At 39.3% G+C, this 22,174-nt stretch carries 15 protein-coding genes; 8 read left to right on the top strand and 7 right to left on the bottom strand.

The annotated features are described in order from the left end of the window. Nucleotide 1: 1 nt before the first annotated feature. Together E0E36_RS12070 and E0E36_RS12065 are read right to left on the bottom strand one after the other, a co-directional pair. Nucleotides 2-1,501, bottom strand: a complete 1,500-nt coding sequence (locus tag E0E36_RS12070; RefSeq protein WP_242627196.1) for a RagB/SusD family nutrient uptake outer membrane protein — start codon at nucleotides 1,499-1,501, stop codon at nucleotides 2-4. A gap of 223 nt (nucleotides 1,502-1,724) precedes the next feature. After that, entirely contained in the window at nucleotides 1,725-4,709 is a 2,985-nt protein-coding gene (locus E0E36_RS12065) for a SusC/RagA family TonB-linked outer membrane protein (RefSeq protein WP_198140328.1), read from the bottom strand. 224 nt (nucleotides 4,710-4,933) lie between these two features. Between E0E36_RS12065 and E0E36_RS12060 the strand changes: the two genes are divergently transcribed. Further along, nucleotides 4,934-5,956, top strand: a complete 1,023-nt coding sequence (locus E0E36_RS12060) for a GntR family transcriptional regulator (protein WP_130856173.1) — start codon at nucleotides 4,934-4,936, stop codon at nucleotides 5,954-5,956. Between the two features lie 142 nt (nucleotides 5,957-6,098). Beyond that, nucleotides 6,099-6,263: a hypothetical protein gene (locus E0E36_RS27750; protein WP_165446973.1), complete on the top strand. Its 165-nt coding sequence runs from the start codon at nucleotides 6,099-6,101 to the stop codon at nucleotides 6,261-6,263. An 87-nt stretch (nucleotides 6,264-6,350) separates the two neighbouring features. Here the strand turns inward: E0E36_RS27750 and E0E36_RS12055 are convergent, their stop codons facing one another. Both E0E36_RS12055 and E0E36_RS12050 read right to left on the bottom strand, forming a co-directional pair. Then, nucleotides 6,351-7,547, bottom strand: a complete 1,197-nt coding sequence (locus E0E36_RS12055) for a DUF5009 domain-containing protein (protein WP_130856172.1) — start codon at nucleotides 7,545-7,547, stop codon at nucleotides 6,351-6,353. Between the two features lie 17 nt (nucleotides 7,548-7,564). Further along, nucleotides 7,565-8,320 carry a hypothetical protein gene (locus E0E36_RS12050; protein WP_130856171.1) on the bottom strand — a complete coding sequence of 252 codons (756 nt, stop codon included), beginning with the start codon at nucleotides 8,318-8,320 and terminating at the stop codon, nucleotides 7,565-7,567. A gap of 150 nt (nucleotides 8,321-8,470) precedes the next feature. Between E0E36_RS12050 and E0E36_RS12045 the strand changes: the two genes are divergently transcribed. Beyond that, nucleotides 8,471-9,160 (top strand): RluA family pseudouridine synthase, encoded by a 690-nt coding sequence (locus tag E0E36_RS12045; RefSeq protein ID WP_165446972.1) that lies wholly within the window; start codon nucleotides 8,471-8,473, stop codon nucleotides 9,158-9,160. Nucleotides 9,161-9,171: 11 nt separating this feature from the next. Here E0E36_RS12045 and E0E36_RS12040 read toward each other — a convergent pair whose 3' ends face one another. The 3 genes from E0E36_RS12040 to E0E36_RS12030 form a co-directional block, all read right to left on the bottom strand. Further along, nucleotides 9,172-9,981, bottom strand: coding sequence for an AraC family transcriptional regulator (locus E0E36_RS12040; protein WP_130856169.1), 810 nt, complete (start codon nucleotides 9,979-9,981; stop codon nucleotides 9,172-9,174). Between the two features lie 171 nt (nucleotides 9,982-10,152). Beyond that, the gene (locus E0E36_RS12035) at nucleotides 10,153-10,833 is read right to left on the bottom strand and encodes a PALP domain-containing protein (RefSeq protein WP_130856168.1); all 681 of its coding nucleotides are present in this window, start codon (nucleotides 10,831-10,833) and stop codon (nucleotides 10,153-10,155) included. A gap of 514 nt (nucleotides 10,834-11,347) precedes the next feature. Further along, nucleotides 11,348-11,752 carry a hypothetical protein gene (locus E0E36_RS12030; protein WP_130856167.1) on the bottom strand — a complete coding sequence of 135 codons (405 nt, stop codon included), beginning with the start codon at nucleotides 11,750-11,752 and terminating at the stop codon, nucleotides 11,348-11,350. A gap of 285 nt (nucleotides 11,753-12,037) precedes the next feature. On the opposite strand from E0E36_RS12030, the gene E0E36_RS12025 reads away from it, so the two are divergent. The 5 genes from E0E36_RS12025 (at nucleotide 12,038) to E0E36_RS12005 (ending at nucleotide 21,938) form a co-directional block, all read left to right on the top strand. Further along, nucleotides 12,038-13,123, top strand: coding sequence for an aldose epimerase family protein (locus tag E0E36_RS12025; RefSeq protein ID WP_242627195.1), 1,086 nt, complete (start codon nucleotides 12,038-12,040; stop codon nucleotides 13,121-13,123). A 125-nt stretch (nucleotides 13,124-13,248) separates the two neighbouring features. After that, complete coding sequence (locus E0E36_RS12020) at nucleotides 13,249-14,406, top strand: PepSY-associated TM helix domain-containing protein (protein WP_130856165.1); 1,158 nt, start codon at nucleotides 13,249-13,251, stop codon at nucleotides 14,404-14,406. Between the two features lie 322 nt (nucleotides 14,407-14,728). Next, complete coding sequence (locus tag E0E36_RS12015) at nucleotides 14,729-15,802, top strand: glycosyl hydrolase (RefSeq protein ID WP_130856164.1); 1,074 nt, start codon at nucleotides 14,729-14,731, stop codon at nucleotides 15,800-15,802. Nucleotides 15,803-16,447: 645 nt separating this feature from the next. Further along, nucleotides 16,448-17,482: a glycosyl hydrolase gene (locus E0E36_RS12010; protein WP_130856163.1), complete on the top strand. Its 1,035-nt coding sequence runs from the start codon at nucleotides 16,448-16,450 to the stop codon at nucleotides 17,480-17,482. A gap of 298 nt (nucleotides 17,483-17,780) precedes the next feature. Beyond that, on the top strand, nucleotides 17,781-21,938 hold the full coding sequence (locus E0E36_RS12005) for a hybrid sensor histidine kinase/response regulator transcription factor (protein WP_130856162.1): 4,158 nt from the start codon (nucleotides 17,781-17,783) through the stop codon (nucleotides 21,936-21,938). Nucleotides 21,939-22,174 lie beyond the last annotated feature (236 nt).

Below are 22,174 nucleotides of genomic sequence, written 5' to 3'. Positions count from 1 at the left end.
CTTAATTCCATTCAGGGTTTTGCACCAACTTATCATTAGCATTTATTTCATCCTGCGGAATGGGAAAATACCGATATTTCGCTTGCACGTTCCGTTGCGGATACACATCGTTTGTTGCTGTCGGGATAACCGTCATAAATTTACCGGTTCTTGTCAAATCATACCAGCGATCGCCTTCCGCAAAGAACTCCCATGCTCGCTCTTGTATTACCGCATCAATAAAACCTTCATTTCCTAAGCCAGGCGCTATCTCTTGCAGGCCAGCGCGCGTACGAACAGCATTTAAGTAAGAGTAAGCCAGCACTGTTGGCCCATTTAATTTTGCTTCTGCCTCCGCTGCAATTAAATACACATCGGCCAAGCGCAAAATGGGAATATTCCGAATCGTTCCGGTTGTAGACACCGGATCCTGGTATTTTTTAATTAAAACTGCTTGCGGCGTAAAAGGCGAAATATTCCTTTGCGGAACCCATTTTCCATCCCTATTCAAGTAAGTAGTATCCAACAACCGCCTTCTTTGATCGCTCGGGTCAAAAGAATTGAAAAATGACATATACGCAAACATAGAACCGAAAGATGTACGGGCATATTCTACTCCCGCACTACCCGATGGACCGCAAAGTCCAACCAATTGGTGGCCATTTCCCGGCGAAATAGGATCGCATTCATAAGACCAGATCATTTCCTTTCGCGCATCTTCCTCCTTTGTATACGCGTATAAATCTACCACATTCGGTATGAGCGAATAAGTTCCCGAACTGATTACCAATTGTGCTTTTTCCAGTGCAGTCGACCAGTCTTCGTTATACAATGCCACTTTCGCATAAAGCGCATAAACAGCTTCCCGCGAGGGCCTTCCGGGCACTATCGACGGGTAGGAAGGTAAACCTGCGGCATACGCATTGTCCAAATCGCTGTATATCTGACTGTACACATCCGACACTGCGCTTTTAGGTGTATAAGCATCTGCCTCCGTTACACTAGGGTTAATCTTTATGGGAACTTCACCGAAGTTCTTTGTAAGCATCCAATGGTAAAATGCTCGCAAAAAATATGCTTCACCTAAAATTTGCTTTTTCCTATTTTCATCCATGGTAATTTCCGGCACCTTTGTAAGTACCCAGTTGGCCTGTTCAATACCACTGTAGCAGGAGGTCCAGATTTGCTGTGGCGATTCATTTAATCTGCCCTGACTTCGCTGAATCGTGTAGGTTGGATCTAGCGTAAAAAGAGTCAGTGAATTTCGACCCACCACCGCACGCGGAAAAATCTGATCACTGCTCAGATCGGGCACTAAGGTTGCGGCCGGCCCCGAATACAAACCTCCCATGGCGCCGTAGGCTGCGAGAAGACCTTTCTCAGCATCCGAAGCTGTTTTGTAAAAAGTTTCAGTAATAATAGAAGAATAGACATCTTCCTCCATGCTGCAGGAAGTATAGGTAGAAGTTATTATCAATACCGACAATAATTTCCAAAGTTTTTTATATTGAAAAGTTTTCATCTGTTTACATTTTTGTTTATTCATTATTGCATGTTTCTAAAGGCATTATTCATAAGTATTTATTTTCAATGGTATTCATGAGCTCGTTTACTCATTAAATTGGTATTCTAAGGTATTCGTGAGCTCACTTCGTTCGGTTCACTCGGTTCATGCTGCCTCCGACGGTTTAATGGTTAGATGGAGCCTTCGTGTCGGGTTCATCTGTTTACTTTTTAGAGAGCACTTAAAAATTCACCTGAATACCCGCTATGAATGATCTGGCTTGCGGATAAACCAAATTATCAACCCCAATCTCCTTGTTTGAACCTGCAAAAGTGTTTACCTCCGGATCATAACCCGAATAATCAGTAATTGTAAAAAGATTATTGCCACTTACGTATATTCTCAGATCACGCAATACACCTTTTAGTCCTGACAATCTATATCCCAAAGTCACATTACGTAAGCGTAGGTAAGAACCATCTTCCATGGAGTAATCGCTTATCGGCAATCTTCCCCCTACGAAAGGACTGACATATTGATTGCTGTGATTCTCCGGTGTCCAACGATTCACCACCCCTTTAAATAGATTCCGTTGCCCGATGGGGTTTTCAAATGACAGTCTACTGATGTTATAAATATCATTGCCCTGTGTTCCCGATAAGAATACGCTCAAATCGAAGTTTTTATAGCTTAAATTGGTAGAGAAGCCATAAATAAATTTAGGATTAGGGTTTCCTGTAATGATTTGGTCATTCGAATTAATAATTCCATCATTGTTGATGTCCTTTACTTTATGCCCACCTACTCGGCCATCGTAGCCCGGAACAATCTCCTCTGCACTTTGGTTGATTCCATCAAAGACGTAGGTTTTAAAAACACCAAGCGGCTCACCCACTTTGAGCAGTGTATAATTTGTAATGAACCGCTCCTGTGTCACGCCGCCATCTAAATCCAGCACTTTATTTCTGTTTATCGTCACATTAGCCGCTACCGACCACTTGAAATCGCCCTCAAAAATTGTCGCATTCGCCGCCAGTTCTACTCCTTTATTCTCCAAGGATGCATAATTCCCCGTCATGGTAGGATATCCGGAAGATAAAGGAAGGGCCAGCACATATAGTAAATCGTCTGTACGTTTATGATAATAATCTCCTACAAACGATAGCCGATTGTTAAATAAGCTAAGATCCAGCCCAATATCCAATTGCTTCGATTTTTCCCAGCGTAAATTTGGGTTCGCAATACCCATCGGCCCGATCGCGGTAAGCCATGTATGATTCATATTATAGCCACCATTAGAAGCTACCGTTGCGAGCGACTGATAGGGTATAATACCCCCAGCATTTCCACTGATACCATAACTAGCGCGGAGTTTTAAATCAGATATCCCATTTATATCCTTTAGAAAAGGTTCTTCAATTACTCGCCAGGCGCCGGATATAGCGGGAAAAAAGCCGTATTTATTATTAGCTCCAAATTTGCTTGATCCATCCACACGTGCTGTAACATCCAAAAAGTATTTGTCTCTAAATCCGTAGTTAACCCGCCCCATATAAGAATCCAATCTTTGCGACGTTCTTTCGCTCAATACCGTCCGGTTTAAAGCAAGCTGTAAAGCTTCATTTGCCGTCGCATCATTTGGAAAGCCCGTTGCGCTGATCCTGTTCATTTTATATTTTTCTGTTTGCGTAGCAAACAAACCCGTAAATTTCAAGGAATGATCTTCACCAATTTTAGTTGTATAGGTTAATAAACTCTCATGTAGCAAGTTAAGATAGTCGCGATTTTCCTTCGACCCCGAACCCGAATTCTCATTAATATCAGCAGCATTTAAAATAGACAAGGGAGAGTAGTTATCATATAAACGGTTCTCAATATCCGAATTAAAGGAGGCTCTGTAAACCAAACCTGGCAAAATCGTATATTCGCCAAATAAATTGATCAAGGTCCTTTTAATATTATTTCGCTGTAAGATTTCGGTGAAATTGAGCGGGTTTACTACCTCCCTATACCTACCATTTCCTTGCTCGCCAAATGGAAATACTGAACCGTCGGGTTTATACGCCTGCAATACTGGTGGAGCACCAACAGCTGCTCCCAAAACACTTCCGGTTACCACCCCGCCACCATCTAATGTTTCGGCACCCGCATTAACACCATTATTCGTAGAATAACTACCTAAAATACTCGTTCCTATTTTCAGGCGATCACTAATTTTATGATCCACATTTAAGCGATACGAATAACGTGTGAAATCAGAATTCACAATAATTCCATCCTGCTTAAAATAATTTAAGGATAGCGATAACTGTGTTTTTTCGTTACCTCCATTTATAGCTAACTGTTGGTTATTAATAGGAGCACTTTGAAAAATTAGATCCTGCCAATCTACGCCCTCACCCAAAGATGCAGGATCTGGATAATAATTATCTTTAAACACCTCATTCTCTAATGTAGCAAATTCAGTCGCATTTAATAGATCAAGTTTTTTACCTACCTTCTGTATCCCATAGTAACTCTCCAGCGCAATGCGGGTAGCACCTTCTTTGCCTCTTTTTGTAGTAATCAGTACTACGCCATTCGCCGCCCGCGCACCATATATAGCAGAAGCCGAAGCATCCTTCAGTACCTCGACCGATTCAATATCATTCGGGTTAATCGTAGAAAGCGGACTGACATCATTAATACCCCCACTGTTTGAAATCTGTATTCCGTCTACAATATAAAGCGGTTCCGAATTACCATTGATGGAGTTCGTTCCCCGTATCCGTACACTCACATTTCCTCCCGGCGAGCCTGAATTTTGATTAATCTGAACACCTGAAACCCGCGATTGAAGTCCTTGCGCCACATTCACAACCGGCATCTGGGTCAGCTCATCAGCTTTTACGGAAGCAATAGAACCCGTCGTCTCGATTTTTCGTTGGGTACCATATCCCACTACCACAACCTCATTCAATAATTCCTTTTTTTCTTTCAACAGTACGTTAAGTAATGTTCGATTTTCTTGAAACGTTTGGGTTTGCGTTTCGTAGCCGACCAACGAAAAGGTTAGAGTTCGGTCAGAGGGTTCTAATTCAAGTATGTACTTTCCCTTTGCGTCCGTTTTTGTTCGCTGTTGTTTCCCAGCCACCGATATAGTAACGCTAGGTAAGGGTTGTCCAGTTATTTCATCCGCAACTACACCTGAAATTGTTCGTTTTTGTTGCGCCGACACGGTTCCCATTCCGATTAGAGCGCAGAGAAAGATTAAAAAAAGCCTACACATGGTTTCATTAATTTAGTTTTAATTGGTATGGTCTGGTCTGGTAAGAAAACCACATCGCAATATTAGGAAATCAATTTCAAATTCCAAACATTTTTTTTAATTTCGCTTGCCAAAGTGTTTTTATAAACCAATTATCTTCAAGAAACCTGGTTTGCTTTGGTAGGAATAACACCTTAACGTATATGGAAACTAAAAACCTGCAAGAGAACAGAGATTCTTCAGCGCAACGAATGAAATACCTACAGCTCGTCGACCATATATTGCAATTAATTGAAAGGAGTGAACTACAGTTAAACGAGCGCTTACCCTCACTTAAGCAATTTGAGCATCAGTTTGGTATCAGTAAGGAAACGGTTCTAAAAGGTTTGAACTATCTGCTCGAAAAAGGAATTATTGAGTCGGTTTACAGAAAGGGGTACTATGTGCGGAAAAAATCAGTTGATCACAGTTTTCGCGTTTTTCTCCTGCTTGATAAAATGAATCTTATGCGAGACAAATTTTATCATACGCTGTTTGAAGCCATTAAAGATAAAGCAGATATTGACGTTTATTTTCATCATCATAATTCCAAGGTTTTCGAAAAACTTATTACCGAAAACATTCACAGTTATACGCATTTTGTAATCGCGGCTTACCTTAAAGAGGATGTTTCTACCATATTAAATAGCATACCTGCTCCTAAAAGGATCTTGATAGATTTCGACCAAGCTCATCTTCAGGGAAATTATTCTTCCATTTATCAGGACTTCAAGTCTGATATTTACGATGCACTATCGGAAGTTGAAGCGCAGCTTGCAAAATATAAGCAGTTGATATTAATTGTGCCACCTGAAGCGTTTCATGCTCGTTTGGTCATCGAAGGTTTCTTGCAATTCTGCCAGGAGCATCAATATCCTTATATTATTCAACACGAGATTTCGTCTGCCAACTTTTATAGAGGCAATGTATACATAACCTTTAGCAGGTATGACACAGATGATGTAGCACTCATCAAACTTGCTCGCAGAAAAAAATATCGTCTAGGCGAGGATATTGGTTTAATTTCCTATAACGACACGGACGTCAAGGAAATCCTGGAAGGAGGCATTACTGTAATTTCATCTGATTTTGAGGCGATGGCAAAAAAAGTAGCAGAAACTATTGAAGGAAAAAAAATTATTAGACATCGTAATCCAACAAAGCTTATCTTAAGAAACTCTCTTTAATATAGGCCTATTTCGTGCGACGTAGTTCAAGAATAATTTTCCTCCATCGTATAACACCTCGCTTTTTTGAGAAATAATGCTCCAAAAGTGTTGATTGACAAACCGTTTCAAAAACCTACATTTGCTTACCTAGCGAAATGTGATGCTAACACTATTTTATATTTATATGCGATACCGAGGGGAGGTCACCATCGTGCTCCGGGAAGTAAAGGCGGAAGAAGTGAATAATTTAGTCAACGCGCTTAACTTATTAAGCGACAATGGAGAGGTTTTTTACAAAAAGGCCGCACCAGCAAGTATCAACTAGCTGTACCACAACGAATAACGCTAACCATCATGATAGAGCGAATTGCTTCGGCAATTCGCTTCAATTTATATTCGTTTACTTTTAATATTATAATTTTAAGCGTATATGCATACGTGTTAAGAGCCAGGCAAATCCAAGCATAAGAAAAGCCCATATCATCGAACCTCCTATCGCCAATAATTGACTGGATGTTTGCTTATAAAAAAAAGAGATCCCCCAACCCCAACAGACGAAATAAATGACATCCGGAGCCAAATAGGTTGTTAAGGAGTTTCTTCCTGCAAAACGAAATAAATTACCCCAGCGCGTACTATATCTTTTTATATCAACCAAAAAATATAAAAAAACATATATTAAAAGACTTATACCATTACAGACGAATGCCCAGCTTGGTGTCCCGCCAATCTTAGATAGAATAAACCAGTTTCGAAGAAAGAATCCCAACAGTAAACTGAACGTTCCCATTAAGCTAATTAGGAATACGATCTTCTCCTTTGCAAGCTTCTCACTTTTGATTAGAATACCAACGATTACCCCTATTAGAACAATAGAGGGAATATTGCCGTCAAGTACTACCCCAAATACTGAATTGATCATTTCGGGCCAAACCAGTGTACCCGAGCTAGACAGTACATTCAATATAACAAAAAAAATCCATAAACAAAGAAGTGCTACTATTTGTCCATTCAATAGTAGGCTAGCTAAAGCCGCAACAAAATATCCCCAACCTATTAATCCTAAAATACCCCACCAACTTGTTTCTAACCACAACACATTTCCAGGCTCACCCGCCCTAAAAATAAAAGCGAGTATCAGCATGATTACCAGTCCCAATCCTTTTAATGCAAAAAAAATTCGCTGCTCCTGCCGGTCAGGATAGTTATTCCAAATTAAAAAAACACCCACATAAAGCAAAATTGCCCAAGCATACCTGCTCATTCCGGTAAGCAATTCGTTTAAACGTTCTATATTAACGATATAAACACCAATAATAAGTAAGCTCAGGGTACGCACCGCGATATGTCCGATTATTTGCCTCTTCGATTCTCCCTCATTCAGTCTAGAACGGATCGCATATGGCACTGACACTCCCACTATAAATAAGAAGCCGGGAAACACCCAATCCGCCAGTCCCATTCCATCAACATCCACCTTTGTATGGAGTAACCAAGCAGGGACTCCCGGTTCGAACAAATCGTTCACAAACAACATCAGCAGCAACGTAAGACCACGCATGATATCAACTGACAAGATTCTTTCGGAAGCAACTTTCTTTACGTTCATATTGCTATGTATTAGCTTTAACGGAATTGTTGATTTTTTGATGGTCTATAATTTTTCTTCTTTTTATTATTCCATTCCTTAGGCTGCCATTGATAGGTATTAAATCGATATGCAAAATTATAAAACAACCCAACTTGGATGTTCAGTGAGGTTGCCAGATGTGCCCAGACACGGTTGTATCTATTCTGTTCTTCTCTTTCAACCCGATCAATAACGCTTGGGTCATACTGTTCTTTATGAACCATTTCAACCTTGGTTTTGGCGGTGGGAATAAAAAATCCACCATTCAGATTGAGAAAAAGACGTTCAGTAAGCACTAGCCGGCCAATCCCCATACCTAAATAAGGTCTTACTTTACCCAAATCAACTTCGTAATACTTTTCCCTCGGTTCACCAATCACCCTGGATTCCCTAAATGTACTCATCTGATGTTTCAAAAAGTAATAGAAACCAAAAGCAACAAACCACTTCCGCGCAAACCAACTATTCCCTCCAAAAAGCGGTTGCCAATCCATATTCACGCCCGTTAATGTCCGCTGTGGTTGATATATTAACCCATGATAGTGTTTGCGCACTTCAGGCAAGTAATTTGCTTGCCACCTTATACTCAAATTATTATAAATCGGATAATTAAATTCGACACCAATACCGGCTGAACCTAATTGAACGCCAAGAGAAGTAGCAAAGGCCGTATGTGATGGGTACTGGCTTTGGGCAATGACACCAGTAGGCAAAAAATGGAGTAAAAGTAGGTATATTATGGTTCGTAGCATGGCTTTTTTAATGACCCAATGAATATAGCAATAACTAGGGTATCAAGCAATTACAAGTTAATTTTTTTCGTCTATGTTAGATTTTCCTTTCTTATATAGCCGAAATGATCTTTTTATTATCTTTGCATTGATATCGTGCGAATGCTGTTTATGCCTAAAATAGATCAACATATTCTTTACGAAGATGAGCACCTAGTTGCTATCAATAAACCATCCGGTTATTTGGTAGAGGCCTCTGCCAAAGAAAAAAGAGCATTGGAGGAAATGCTGAGTGCTTATTTAAGTGAGAAGCATCATAAGGACATACAAACGCGCGCGGTCCATCGGCTTGATCGCAGGGTAAGTGGATTATTACTTTTTGCTAAGACACCTGTGGCTCTCGAAGGCATGATAGCCCTCTTTAAAGCCAGACTGGTTGAAAAGACTTATTGGGCTATTGTCGCGAATCCTCCCCTTGTCCCATCTGACAAACTAGTTCATTGGCTGACGCGCGACAAAGAGCAGAACATCAGCTATACCCATAACGAACCCCAACCCCATAGTGTCAAAGCAGAATTGGCTTATCGCCTCTTAGAAAAAGCGGACGATTTCTTTTTAATTGAGGTATATCCCTTTACGGGTCGCACACATCAGATCAGAGCGCAGTTAGCAGCCATCGGTTGTCCCATAGTTGGCGACTATAAATACGGCTTTCCACGCGAGAAGCCCAGAAGAGCTATCGCACTACATGCCAAGCAATTGCGTTTTCCACATCCTATCGACCATCGATCGGTTTACTTGGAAGCGCCGATTCCCGACGCACAATTATGGAATAGCTTTAAGCAAATTCCTTCTCTCTAGGATAGGCGAACTTAATCAGAGCGTCTTTCTTGAGTACGATAGGTACTCGGCGAGACACCACAAAGTCTTTTAAATACCTTATTAAAATAAGAAGGATCTTTAAATCCCAGTTCAAAGTTGATCTCTTTTATGGAACGACGTGTAGTAGTAAGAAGCCGTTTTGCCTCCAGTAAGGTTCTTGCCAGCACAATATCATGTACAGAAGAACCCAACACCTGTCTGGCAATCTTATTTAAACGCCAAAGCGGCACATTCAGTTCTTTTGCATAGAAACTCGAATCCTTACGCTCTTTGTAATACAGCTCGACATTTCTTTTCAAATGCTTTATTAACGTCCATTCTTCTTTTAATAATCGGCTATCTCTACTTCTCATCTGAATGGCCTGTGGATAAACCCAAATTAAATTGATTAATTTTGCAATTAGAAAACCCAAAGATTCCTGCTTCCAATTTCGCTCCAATATTTCCCAAAGCGATTTAAAATCCAATAACTGTATATCATCCGGATCAAAAAAAACTTGAGGTATGAACAACCACTCCAACAAGATGTTCTTTCCCCTATTTTCTGTTGAATTAATCAGAAATTCTTCCGTAAAATGTAAAATATACCCTGTCTGCGGCAACTTAACAAACGATACTTTTTGGCCGGGCATCATATAAAATACTCGATTAGTTATAAGCTCATACTCCTCACAGTCGATCTTTAAAACACCTTTACCCCCTGTTATCCAAAGAATTATATAGCATTCAGCATCAAGTATTAAAGCTTCTTTGATTCGATTGTGTCCCTGAATACGCGTTAGCTTTGGATTTAATGGCATAGATTGAAATTGTATTTAAATTTTTGTTAAAATAAAGGAAAAAACAATCATCATGCTAAAGAGTTTTAGAAATGGAGAATGCCTTACATAAAGGACATCCGTGCTTGTCTGCCAAAAACGGCAATGTACTAACGACAGGGATCTGTAATGAATATATGGGAAGTAAACGTTTTACATAAGCATCTCATTAACGACCCGATATTCTAAAAATGTAATCCTATCACTATAGTAATTAACATCACTTTCTGCCTGATATACAAGTTCTTTCGATTGATCCTCGTTCCAAATACCATGCAGGAGTGTAAGTGCTGTAAGTTCATTTATTGACATCATCTTCAGGCAGATGGCGGCCAGTAAGTTAACCCCCGACCGGGCATCTATCTGTAATCCAAATTGAATGGCTAGTTTTTGAGCAAGGATGATACCATCCCCATGGGCTAACTGTATCAAGCCTTCTTTCTCATCAGCTTGTGTGATATCCGAACGGGGCTTAGGCATAAAAAGTTCCCAATTTTTTTGCTTCAAGAGACCGTGTTCACTCGCTCTCAGTTTGTAAATCTCGGTTGAAGGACTGAAGGTCCGTAAATACGCTTCGACATCATCCAAGTATACGTTATGGTCATTATCAACGAAGAAATCGGAGATTCCTGTTTTGTTATAGGATCCTAATTTCAATTTCATATCGCCTTTCGTAAAACAGCCTTTTCGCGGAAGACGGATATATTCTCCGTAAACAATTCCGGTCACACCACAACTTTGATAGTGAATTTCCAATAGCGAGTTATCGGTTGAGGCGTCTGGATGTGCATAAAAAGCGTTACTTTCATCAATAAGAAAATGTTTATCAGTCATTTTAATTGTATTTCGGACTTGTATAAATCATTTAATCGGACAATCCAATAGGTTAGAGCTGCTGTCTCCCGGAAAAATTTGTACACAAAAAGCTTCTAAAAGTACGTAAACAGCAAATGTACTATATGGATGCTTTGCAAACGGGTGTTTTTATCATAAAAAAGGGTACTTTTTTCACGCTATTGCACACTAGCCGTTGCTCACTATAGTAAAACAGGGAATAAAGAAATTGCTTATCACAATATCATGACTGTGATTAATAGAAATATCAGACGTAATTTACATCACTAAGTGCTAATTAATAGCTGCGTTTCGTAAACAATTTCATCTCCAGAGATAGTATCAGGCTGTTGATCATTGCTTATACAAATAATATCGTGTTCTTGTTATCCGCTGTAAAACGGAATGTGCGATCAGAGTTCGAATTACACTTCAGAAAATCTTTGACAATTCTGAATGGTTAGGTCAAATAGAATAATATGTTTAATCCAAAACTTAAACATCGCATAGCCGATTAGCTCTCATCGTCTTTTGGCATTTCCGAGATTTCATCAAGGCAAACGATGTCTCCTGGCTGGTTAATCAAATAGTTTATATCATAATAATGCAATTTGCCTAATCTATTAGCCACATCATAGCTATAAATTGCCTTAATATGCATCATGACATCACCCTCTTCATGCGGGCTATAAACATACGTCATAGGTTGCGAAGGAAATGCTGCAAACTCCTTATCATCAAAAAAAATAGCTGCATGGAACATTGCACCATGAATAGGTCCTTTTTCTAAAGAATGGCAGAAGTGGCCGATATCGATTTTTGTCACTAAATGATTTACTGAAAACAATTGAATCAGGTAAACCTTTGAAGCATTTGTTTCAATTCGTTTTTTAACAAAAGTTATTTCCTTTGTATCCATACAGCGACATTTGAAAGCACCTTTTTAATTAAAGATAACACAACTTAGCAGTAATCTTTGTCTTCGGTAACATTTTTTCTGCAATTTTGTTAAAATTTATTTTAGCAAGCAAAAACGTCAAACACCTCGAGATCTTAAAAAGTCTCATATCCTCGCGTTAACAGAGAAATTCTAATAATAGCATGGTTTTTTGTATGTTTGGTAGTTAATAAGCCTCGTTTCATGCTAAATCAAAAATACAACTTTTTCCTGTGCATTTTCATAATAACGGTTGCTACGTCATGTATGCAAAAAATTCTTGATTCAAAAGCAAAATCGGACTTAAAAAGTGCCAATTTTAAAGCACTTGTTAACGGGGACTCCACTCATCTATACGTTTTAAGGAATACAAAAGGCATGGAAGTAAGTATTACGAACTACGGTGGCCGAATTGTTTCCCTTTTAGCACCCGACAAAAATGGTAAATTATTGGACGTTGTTCTAGGCTTTGACAATATCCAGGACTACCTTGCTAAACCAAATTCTTTCGGGGCTATCATGGGACGTGTTACTAACCGCATTGCCAACGGCACCTTTTTATTAAACGGAGACACCATTAAAATAGACAAAAATAACGGACAACATGCCATCCATGGTGGGAGTAAGGGGTGGCGTCAACAGGTATTCCGAGGCTCACAACTAAGCGACAGCATGCTGGTACTTTCCTATCTTTCACCTGATGGAGAATCCGGATTTCCGGGGAATGTTAAAGTAAAGGTGCGATATACGCTCACAAACGAAAACGCCTTAATCATCAATTACGAAGCAGAAACTGATAAAAGTACCGTTATCAATTTAACAAACCACAGCTTTTTTAATTTAAGCGGTAATCCTCAAAAAACAGTGCTTGACGATATTCTCTTTGTAAGAGCTAAACATTTTACCCCGGTAGATTCCAACGCCATTCCTACTGGTGAAATCCGCTCCGTCTCTAATACCCCTTTCGATTTTACCGTTCCAACCAGTATAAGAAGCGCCATAAATAGAGATAGCACTCATAAACAATTGGTGTTTGTGTCAGGTTTAGATCACAACTGGGTATTAGATACAGATGGAAATCTAGAGATTCCCGCCGCAAGTGTATATTCTCCCACAAGCGGCATCAAATTGACTGTTTTCTCTAACGAGCCCGGATTACAGGTTTATACGGGTAACACGTTAGATAAGACGCAAAAAGGAAAAGATAATATTCCCTTTCAGAAATATGGCGCTATTTGCTTGGAAACGCAACATTTCCCCGACACACCCAATCAACCAACCTGGCCATCCGTTACGCTAAACCCCGGTGAACAATATAAAAGCACTTGTATTTATCAGTTCAGTATTGAATAGCTACCTGATCCCATTGCCTCTCAAAGCCTTCCCTGAAATCACAAAATAATTTGTGAATATCTGCGCGATATCGTTACTTTGTTATTTAGATTTAATAAAAATAAATATTTCAAGAGGCTCCGTCCATGAAGAAAGCTAAGAAAATCTTTGCCTGGTTACATTTATGGGTTGGTTTAACAGTAGGTCTCATCTTTAGCATCGCCGCAGCTACCGGAGCTATATTAGTTTTTGAAGATGAACTCGACCCCCTACTCTATCCATCTTTATATTACGCACAGTCAAACAATGATGCTTATCAACTCCCTTTATCCATTGACAGTTTATATAACTTAGCTCTTCAATATGCGAAGGGTGCAGCAATTAACTCTTTGGTAATACGGGAGAAAACGAACCATCAAGAAGCCGTATTCTTTCAAACTCGGGGCGATCGTTTGACACGACACCTTTTCTCGATTAATCCCTACACCGGAAAACTTCAACAAGATATTAAAGGAAAGCAACATCTCTTCACATTTTCAGAAGAGCTGCATAGACAATTGCTAATGGGTAAAACAGGAAAAGTCATTACAGGCATCTGCTGCCTGTCTTATTTAGTCATTTTAATCACAGGATTATTCTTATGGTGGCCTAAAAACAGTAAAATTCTTCGACAACGTTTAAAGATAAAATGGGATGCAAAATTTAAACGCGTAAATTGGGATTTACACGCAGTAGCAGGTTTCTATAGCCTTCCTATTTTGTTTCTAATCGCCTTCACTGGGCTAACATGGAGCTATAAATGGTTTAATAATGGCATTTTTTTTATATTTGACGGGAAAGGACCTCAAAAAGAACTGATTCACAGCGGAGAGAATAAATCGCAGCAAAAAGGATCACTCGAGCAAATGTACAGTCAAACCCAAAGATTGCTTCCTTATTCAAGCGATGTAACCTTATATTTTCCGGAAGACGCGATAAATCTCGTTCGCGTGAGCAAAGAGCAACATCATGCGTCAATAGCTAATGTAGTAGACCAGTTATTTTTCGATCGAAACACAGGAGAACTTGTCAAAAAAGAATTATATGCCACGCGTTCAAAAGGTATGAAGGTACGGCGTTTAATTTTTCCTATTCATACCGGCAGTCTTTACGGTTTACCTACCAAATTACTCGCATTTCTTTCTTGCCTAATTGGCTCCAGTCTTCCTATAACAGGATTTATCATTTGGCTAAAAAGAAAGAACAAGAAGAAAAATTCAAAGATCAAGAAGCAGGTTCATAACCACTACGAAATAGTGAATTAAGCTTCGCCAAATATCAGTTCCTCCGCATCTCTTCTTTCAACATACCGCATCTCCTGTTAATTATTCGATTGATCGTTCTCAACCATCAATTTGACAATTAGAAACCAATATTTCCAAGCAATAAAAGTGCTTTTAAAGGCACATAAAGACCGAAATTTCACATTCTCACATTTATCACATTTTATATACATTTTTATACATATTTTTACACTATCCGACCGAAACTTAGAGAATATGTTGCGAGCAACTAATTTTTTCAGCCCGATCCTACCGTTTAAGAGCGCCATATCTCCATGTTTCTTCAATACTTAAAAATTGAAATATGAAGCAGGTTTTACGTAAAATTTTAAGCAGTGCTATAATGCTAGCAGCCTTAGCGTGCGGCAAAGATCCATTTCCCGGAGGTGGCGAGAGCGATCTAGAACCCGTTCCGCCGCCAGACACATTGGTAACACCAGGGCCCGACACTTCAACAGCAAGAAAATTCTTTTTCGGCGCAAATGGGCATCCTGTTACACAAGCAGCATACAAAGCCTTGTCCGCAAAGGAACAACTGGAATTAATAAAATCTTTAGGGTTCAATATATATCGAATTGACATAGCGGTTGATGAAAATGGATATAGTAAAATGCACAATCGTTTAATGGAATTTTGCCGGCTCGCTGACGAAATGGGCATTGTATTGCTCCCAATGTTATATCATGTACAAATGGATTTCGATGGTTTTGAACAAGACTCGTACGAATCTGGCTACCAAAGAGGGCGAAATTTTGCCGCAATTTACAAAGATTATTTTAAGTATTATAACATAGCTAACGAATTGGACAATCGATGTATATTACCAAAGATGTCCGGCACATTGTCGTCTCACTATGATTTGAAAAAGTTTAAGATAATTGCTGCACACCTTAAAGGAATGAATGACGGAATAAAGTCTATTGATTCCGAAGCAGAAACGATGGTTAATGCTTCTTGGATGCACTATCGTTATTTGTTAATGTTGGAAGATTATGGTGTGAATTATGATGTAGTCGCCTATCACTGGTATGACGAAATGGACAAACTAGCCGCCAAAACTTATAACATTGACGATATAACGCAGTTCCTATGCACGAAGTTCTCAAAGCCGATCTGGTTTACAGAAGTTAATATAAGAAATACAATGGGAAACGTAGCTGACGATGTTCAAAGTGCCTTTCTCAACAAAATGTACATGAAATGTAAAAGCAACCCCCAAGTAAAAGCAATGATGGTATACGAGCTATTTAATCAACCTGTCTTTAATAGCATTGAATCGCATTATGGCCTTTTTACCTGGACTCAGCGTTACAAGCAGTATCAGCCTAAGTTGTGGGCAGAAGAACAGATACAACGAATAGCCTTTTCTATCCCATAAAAAATACTGCTTATCTCTGGCGAGATAAGCAGTTTCTACATTGATCAAGTATCCAACCGTAACCTTAGTAGAAGTCTTATTATCTCATAATAGATCCTCGTTTGTTTTTAACCTAATCAAAGCTAACTATAAAACAGCGCATTTATTGCCTTAGGTAAAACATGTGTATTATTTTGTATAAAAATGAGCAAAATTTCTAAGGTTATTAAATTCTCAAATGCAATTAAAATCTACCCTAGTCAGTGTAGTCAGTGCTTTTAGATCGTTTAGGTCAAACTTCCGCCAAGTGTAATTTATCAAATCATTTATCTCGATGTCTTCTTCACTTTCAAAACTTGCGGTTATTATCCATCGATTGTCAATTCTAAGATAAGGAATGTTAAATACATCAGTATATTCAATTTCCCTACATAAGGATATACTCAAGCTTTCTAGACTAAACCTCATACTACTGTTTTAAACTAGGCTAAGTTACAAGTCATAAGTCATTTATTCTTAAAATAATATCAATATACCTGAAAACCATTACAGATAATTTAGCCATCAAAAAATATCATTCGACAGCAGAACCGCTGAATCTTTTTTCCACATAGTATCTTAATAACTTAGAAAACAATTAACTTTATGAAAAATTAAAGTCAGATTATGAAAACAAAACACTTATTCTATTATGCTTTAATCGGCATATTTGCTTTCTCTTGTTCAAAAGAGTCATTGAAGAAAGAATTAAATTCAACATCCCTTATCAAAAAAACGGGAGCTATCAATCTTCTTCGAAGTGATTTTATGCTAGGTGTCAATGGACATCCAATTAATCAAACTGCTTACGGCGCTACACCAGCTTATAAGCAAATAGGCCTCCTTAAGAAGCTTGGAATGAGTATCTATCGTATCGACGTACCTTTCTCTCCAACTACAGGCCAAATAACACCACTTAGCTTTTACACAAAAATTAAAAGTTCTGCTGACTCAGCAGGTATCACTTTATTGCCAATGGTTCCCGCTGCCACGCTGGATTTTACAGGCACAGAAACTACAGCTTATCAAAGCGGTTATACCCGTGCTTTTAATTTTGCATCCCTATATAAAAATGATTTCACTTATTATAATTTAGGAAATGAACTGGACAACGCGTGCATAATAAGTGGCTCAGGAAGAAATGTGTCGGATTATGATTCTGTTAAATTTAAGATCATTGCAGCACACTTAAAGGGAATGGATGAGGGTGTAAAAGCAGCCGATCCAACGGCGCAAACGATGGTTGTAGCCGGATGGCTGCATTACAAGTACTTACAAATGCTTGAAAATTACGGAGTTAACTTTAACATTGTTGCTTATCATTGGTATGACAATATGGAAACGCTTGCTGCCGGTTCACCATACTTTATTCCAGACATCACCGAATATCTGGCGGATAAATTCACCAAGCCCATTTGGTTTACGGAAACTGGTTCAAAAAACCCGGGTGGCTCCAAACCCGATAGCGTCCAGCGGAATTTTCTCAACAGTTTCTTAACCAAATGCCAGAACAACCCGCAAATTAAAGCAGCTATTATTTACGAATTGCTAGATGAACCTTATTTCTCAGGCACTGAAGCCCATTATGGATTATATAGATGGATTACGCCCTATTCAGCCTTTGCCCCAAAATTGTGGGCGCAAGAAAACGAAACACCATAAGTAATAGATAGAAACAGTAGCTTTTCTTGATTAATTTTCATCAACAAAACAGGACTTCAGGAAAAAGAATCCTGTTTTGTTCCATAGCAACCACTCTTTTTCAAAGGGATCTTACAATTTACGAAAATTTCCTCTCTGCTGAATTTGCCTCATCCAATATATCACGTTATTCAAATGGGTTCCATCTTTGTTCGCTAGTCGTCTTCAGGGATTTTCGATTTAAGAGAATCAACAAAGCACAATGAATCCAAGTAAATTCTCGTATTTTTACCAGGTAGTAAAATGAATCACTCGCTTTATGCCTATTCTGGTCTATCTGTGGCTCTTGTTTCTTCCCTTAGCGGCATTTGCCTTTAACGACAGTGCGATCTACCGTCATTATAACTATACTTTGCAAAATGGATTGCCGTTTAACAATATACGGGATATTAAGCAGGACAATACCGGCTTTATTTGGATCGCAACAGAGAATGGCTTAAGCCGTTTCGACGGGAAGGTGTTCAAAAACTTCAGCTATGATGTTTCGTCGCCTCAAGGCTTACTGGGTAACTATGTACAAACAATCCTGATTGACAAAGAAGGAATACTTTGGGTTTCTTCCAGAAAAGGTGTCAGCAAATATAATAGCACAACCGAATCTTTCACACACTATCCAATCCTGGCCTCTGTCAAAGGTCAATACAAAATGGACGTAGGTTGTATAAGCAACTCAAACGACAAAAATGTTTTATGGATTTCTGCCAACGGCTTGGGCGTCTATCGCTTTCGCAAAGAATCCGGATCTTTTACAAGATATACCACGCAAAATCTAGAAGGTTTGCGCTCCAACATGGTAACGGCTATATTTGAAGACAGCCAAGGCTTACTATGGATAGGCAGTCAGGATGCGGGGCTACAGGTGTTCACACAACACAACAAAACCCTAAAGCCCTTTTATCCAATCCAGTCTGCCTTAAACCAAAAACCTTTCTGCCGTATACATAACATATTCGAAGATCCCACAGGAAACATTTGGGTGGCAACCGACAGTGGCCTCTTTACTTACCGTCGACATAGTGCGAAGGGGCAATGGATTACTGCCCAAGCTTTAGGTACGCCTCATAACCACTATTTAAGTGTGGCTTGCCATAACAATAAAGAATTTTACTTAGGCATCCTAGACGGCGGGGCTTTCCATATACATTTTGAGGAAAGCACAGATCATAGGATTGTTATCAAGAAAGTTTCACGGGTAGATGAAAATGATTCAAAACCCGATGGCCTACATAGAAGGTCAATTACAAGCTTATTTTTTGATCGAGACGAGAATTTATGGGTAGGTTCATACGGCGATGGGGTATTCCTTATCGCCAAACCCATATATCCATTCTTTAATCTTCATGAAAATCAACTAAATCTCGTCAATAAGGCGGATCAAAATGTTCGTTTTTATGGCTTGCTGGAAGATGTTGCAGGGAATCTGTTTATAGGAACAGACGGTCACGGTATCTTTAAACTGGATTATGAAAACAAGCTACTGAAACACTACAAGAAAGAAAAGAACCAGTCATCATCCCTATCGGATAATGCTATACTGGCTACATTAAAAGATCACAACAACCAACTCTGGTTCGGCACTTATCGTGGTGGCCTTATGCGCTATAATACTCGACAGGACAATTTCACTCATTTTAAAGCGGACCCTACAAAGGAAGGGACGCTTGGCTCGAACGATGTCCGTATTATATTTGAAGATATGCGGCATCAACTCTGGGTAGGCACCAACGGAGGCGGGCTTAACAAACTAAACTACTCTACACAAAAATTCACCACCTTTGTCCCTCAAAATAGCACCATCCCTTCCAATGACATCCGTTCAATCGTTGAAGACAAACACGGGAACCTTATTATTGGCACCTACGGAGCCGGCATCACCTATTTTGAACAGGAAAAAGAACTTTTTCATCCCTTTTTTCCTGAGGGCGGAATCTTTGACAAATTAAAATCGGAGGTTATATACGATCTGGCCATTCTCCATGATGGGCATTTATGGATCGCAACGGAAAGTAACGGGCTATTGGTGTATGATATGGAGAAGAAGCACTTCGTTCATAATTTTCATGAAAGAAACGGCTTGGTAAGCAATACCGTCCTCGCTATTCAGCAAGACAATCAAGGGCATTGTTGGGTAAGTACAATACAGGGCTTATCCAGCATTGACTTAACGTCAAAGGCAATTACTAACTATGGTGCTAACTCCGGCGTGCAAGAGGGGACCTTCAACCCACGGGCAGCAATCTATAGTGAAAAAAGAAATCAACTTTTCTTCGCTGGTACCGGAGGACTAACCTATTTCAACCCAAAAAACGTAAACTATCAGCAACCCCAGAGAAGCATCATTTTGACGGGACTGGATTTACTGGGCAAAGAGATTACTTCTTATCCCAATAGGCTAATAGCTGCGCAAGAGCAATCATTAAATGACAAAAAGAAACTAACGCTTCCATATAACTATTCAACTTTCACGCTACATTATGCTTCACTAACGTATGGACAATCGGGTCAACATCGTTTCGCTTATAAATTGGACGGTTTAGATGAGCGCTGGAACTATGTCGGTAATGAACAGGCAGCTACTTATCGCTATTTGCCTCCCGGAAACTATACGTTTCAGGTAGCACTGGAACAAGGCGGTCAAATCCTTAAGAGCAGCATTAAACAACTACATCTCGAGATCTTACCTCCATGGTATAAAACATGGTGGGCCTATATCATTTATTTTATTTTAGCGGGCGCCATTCTTTATTATTACCGCCGACACCAATTGCAAAAACAGAAGCTTAATTATCAGCTCAAAATCAGCCAGTTGGAACGGACTAAAGAACAAGAAATAAACGCTTTAAAAATAAACTATTACACCCGACTGTCACACGAATTCCGTTCCAGTTTAACGCTCATCCTTCAACCGGTTAAGGAGCTACTAAACAAAAAGGATGCGAATTCAGATCAAGACCCTTCTGTTAAGACCCTCTATGTAAACACCAACCGCCTACTAAGGCTCGCGAATCAAGCACTAACGTTTAGAAAAGACAATCTAACCAAAGAAAATTTGCAAATACAGTCGACAGACTTGGTCAACCTGATTCTGGAAGTATTAAATTGCTTTAATCACCAAGTTAAACAAAAGAATCTGTCAGTCACTTTTCATACGCAATTTGACGAGCTTTTCTTATTGATAGATCGTGAAAAAATCGAAATGGTCCTATTTAACCTGGTATTCAATGCCATTAAATTCACCAAAGAAGGGATATTGGAAATTAAACTTGCCAAGCTCGATCAGATGGCGATTTTACTTAGTATAAAAGACAGTGGCTGTGGTATCGATAAACAAATTGGAGAGAAACTGTTTGAGCCCTTTGCTCATCATGAATCCTTTAATAAAAGCACTTTGGGATCAGGTTTTGGCGTTGGGTTGTGGATGGTTAAATCACTTATCGAACTACATGATGGCCGTATTTACTATGAGAGCGAATTGGGTAAAGGAACCACTTTTTATATGGAACTTCCCATGAAAGCCTCAGCCACGAGCACTAGCAGTGTACAGTTAAACCCCGGTAGTATTTCAACGGTTCTGCAACTGATGGAACAGGAGAACAAACCTCCGCTTCCCATGACCGCCAAAGCGACTTCCTTTTATAAAATATTGATAATTGATGATGATGTGAGCTTAACCAATTACCTCGAAAGCATGTTATCTAACTACTTTGAGGTATATGTGCAACACGAAATATCCGGTGCCTACCGCTTATTAGACGATAATCTACCGGATCTCATTCTTTGTGACATCGTCATGGAAGGGAGTAATGGAATCGAATTTTGCAAAGAGGTAAAAACAGATCCTTCCCGGAGGCATATCCCGATCATTTTGCTAACAGCGTCACATAATACAGAAACCAAATTGGAAGGCATACAGAGTGGCGCGGACGACTATATTACAAAACCTTTTGACATTGATGTATTAATAGCTAAAATACAAGCTATAATAAAAAGTAGAAGCGATTTAAAAGACTATTTTTTTCATCATATTACTGATAATGCCAAATTTCAAAAAATCAGTAGCGAAGACCGGGAGTTGCATGACAAGTGTTTGCTTATCATAGAAAAACACCTTACCGATCCTAGCTTCAATGTACATAAACTTGCCGACGCCTGCGGCTTTACTTATGCTACCCTAGGTAACCGCATTAAAGAGATACATAACCTCAGCCTTAATAGTTTTATCAGAACCGTACGCTTGGATATTGCCGCGCGTCTATTTCTCAGCTCAGAGAATACCATCTACGAAGTAGCCTATCAAGTAGGCATCCGCGATCTCAAGTACTTTAGAGAACAATTTGCAAAGCAGTATGGCATGAACCCCTCCGAGTATATTAAGAAATACAGAAAACCTTTTCACCGCGTTTACCATGCGAAATAGGATTTCACATTGTTCTTAAACACCTTTAAACTTTAAAAAGGCGATTAATAAAAAAAAGCACAGATGATCCAGATAGACCCTGTTAGGGTCACTTTCTTTGATTGTTCTACGAATGCCCCCCCTTTTTTTTTATTTTACCCCTCACTACCGGACGGGGGATAAACGACATTTGCTCCTCACAACCTAATCGATTATAGCAAGCCTAGCGCATGCTTCATCGGTTTCGTTTATTCTAA

Source organism: Olivibacter jilunii (genome assembly GCF_900607235.1).
In the GTDB taxonomy this organism is placed as follows: domain Bacteria; phylum Bacteroidota; class Bacteroidia; order Sphingobacteriales; family Sphingobacteriaceae; genus Olivibacter; species Olivibacter oleidegradans.
Note: the sequence above shows the minus strand (reverse complement) of the source record. Positions and strands in the feature narration are given on the sequence as shown.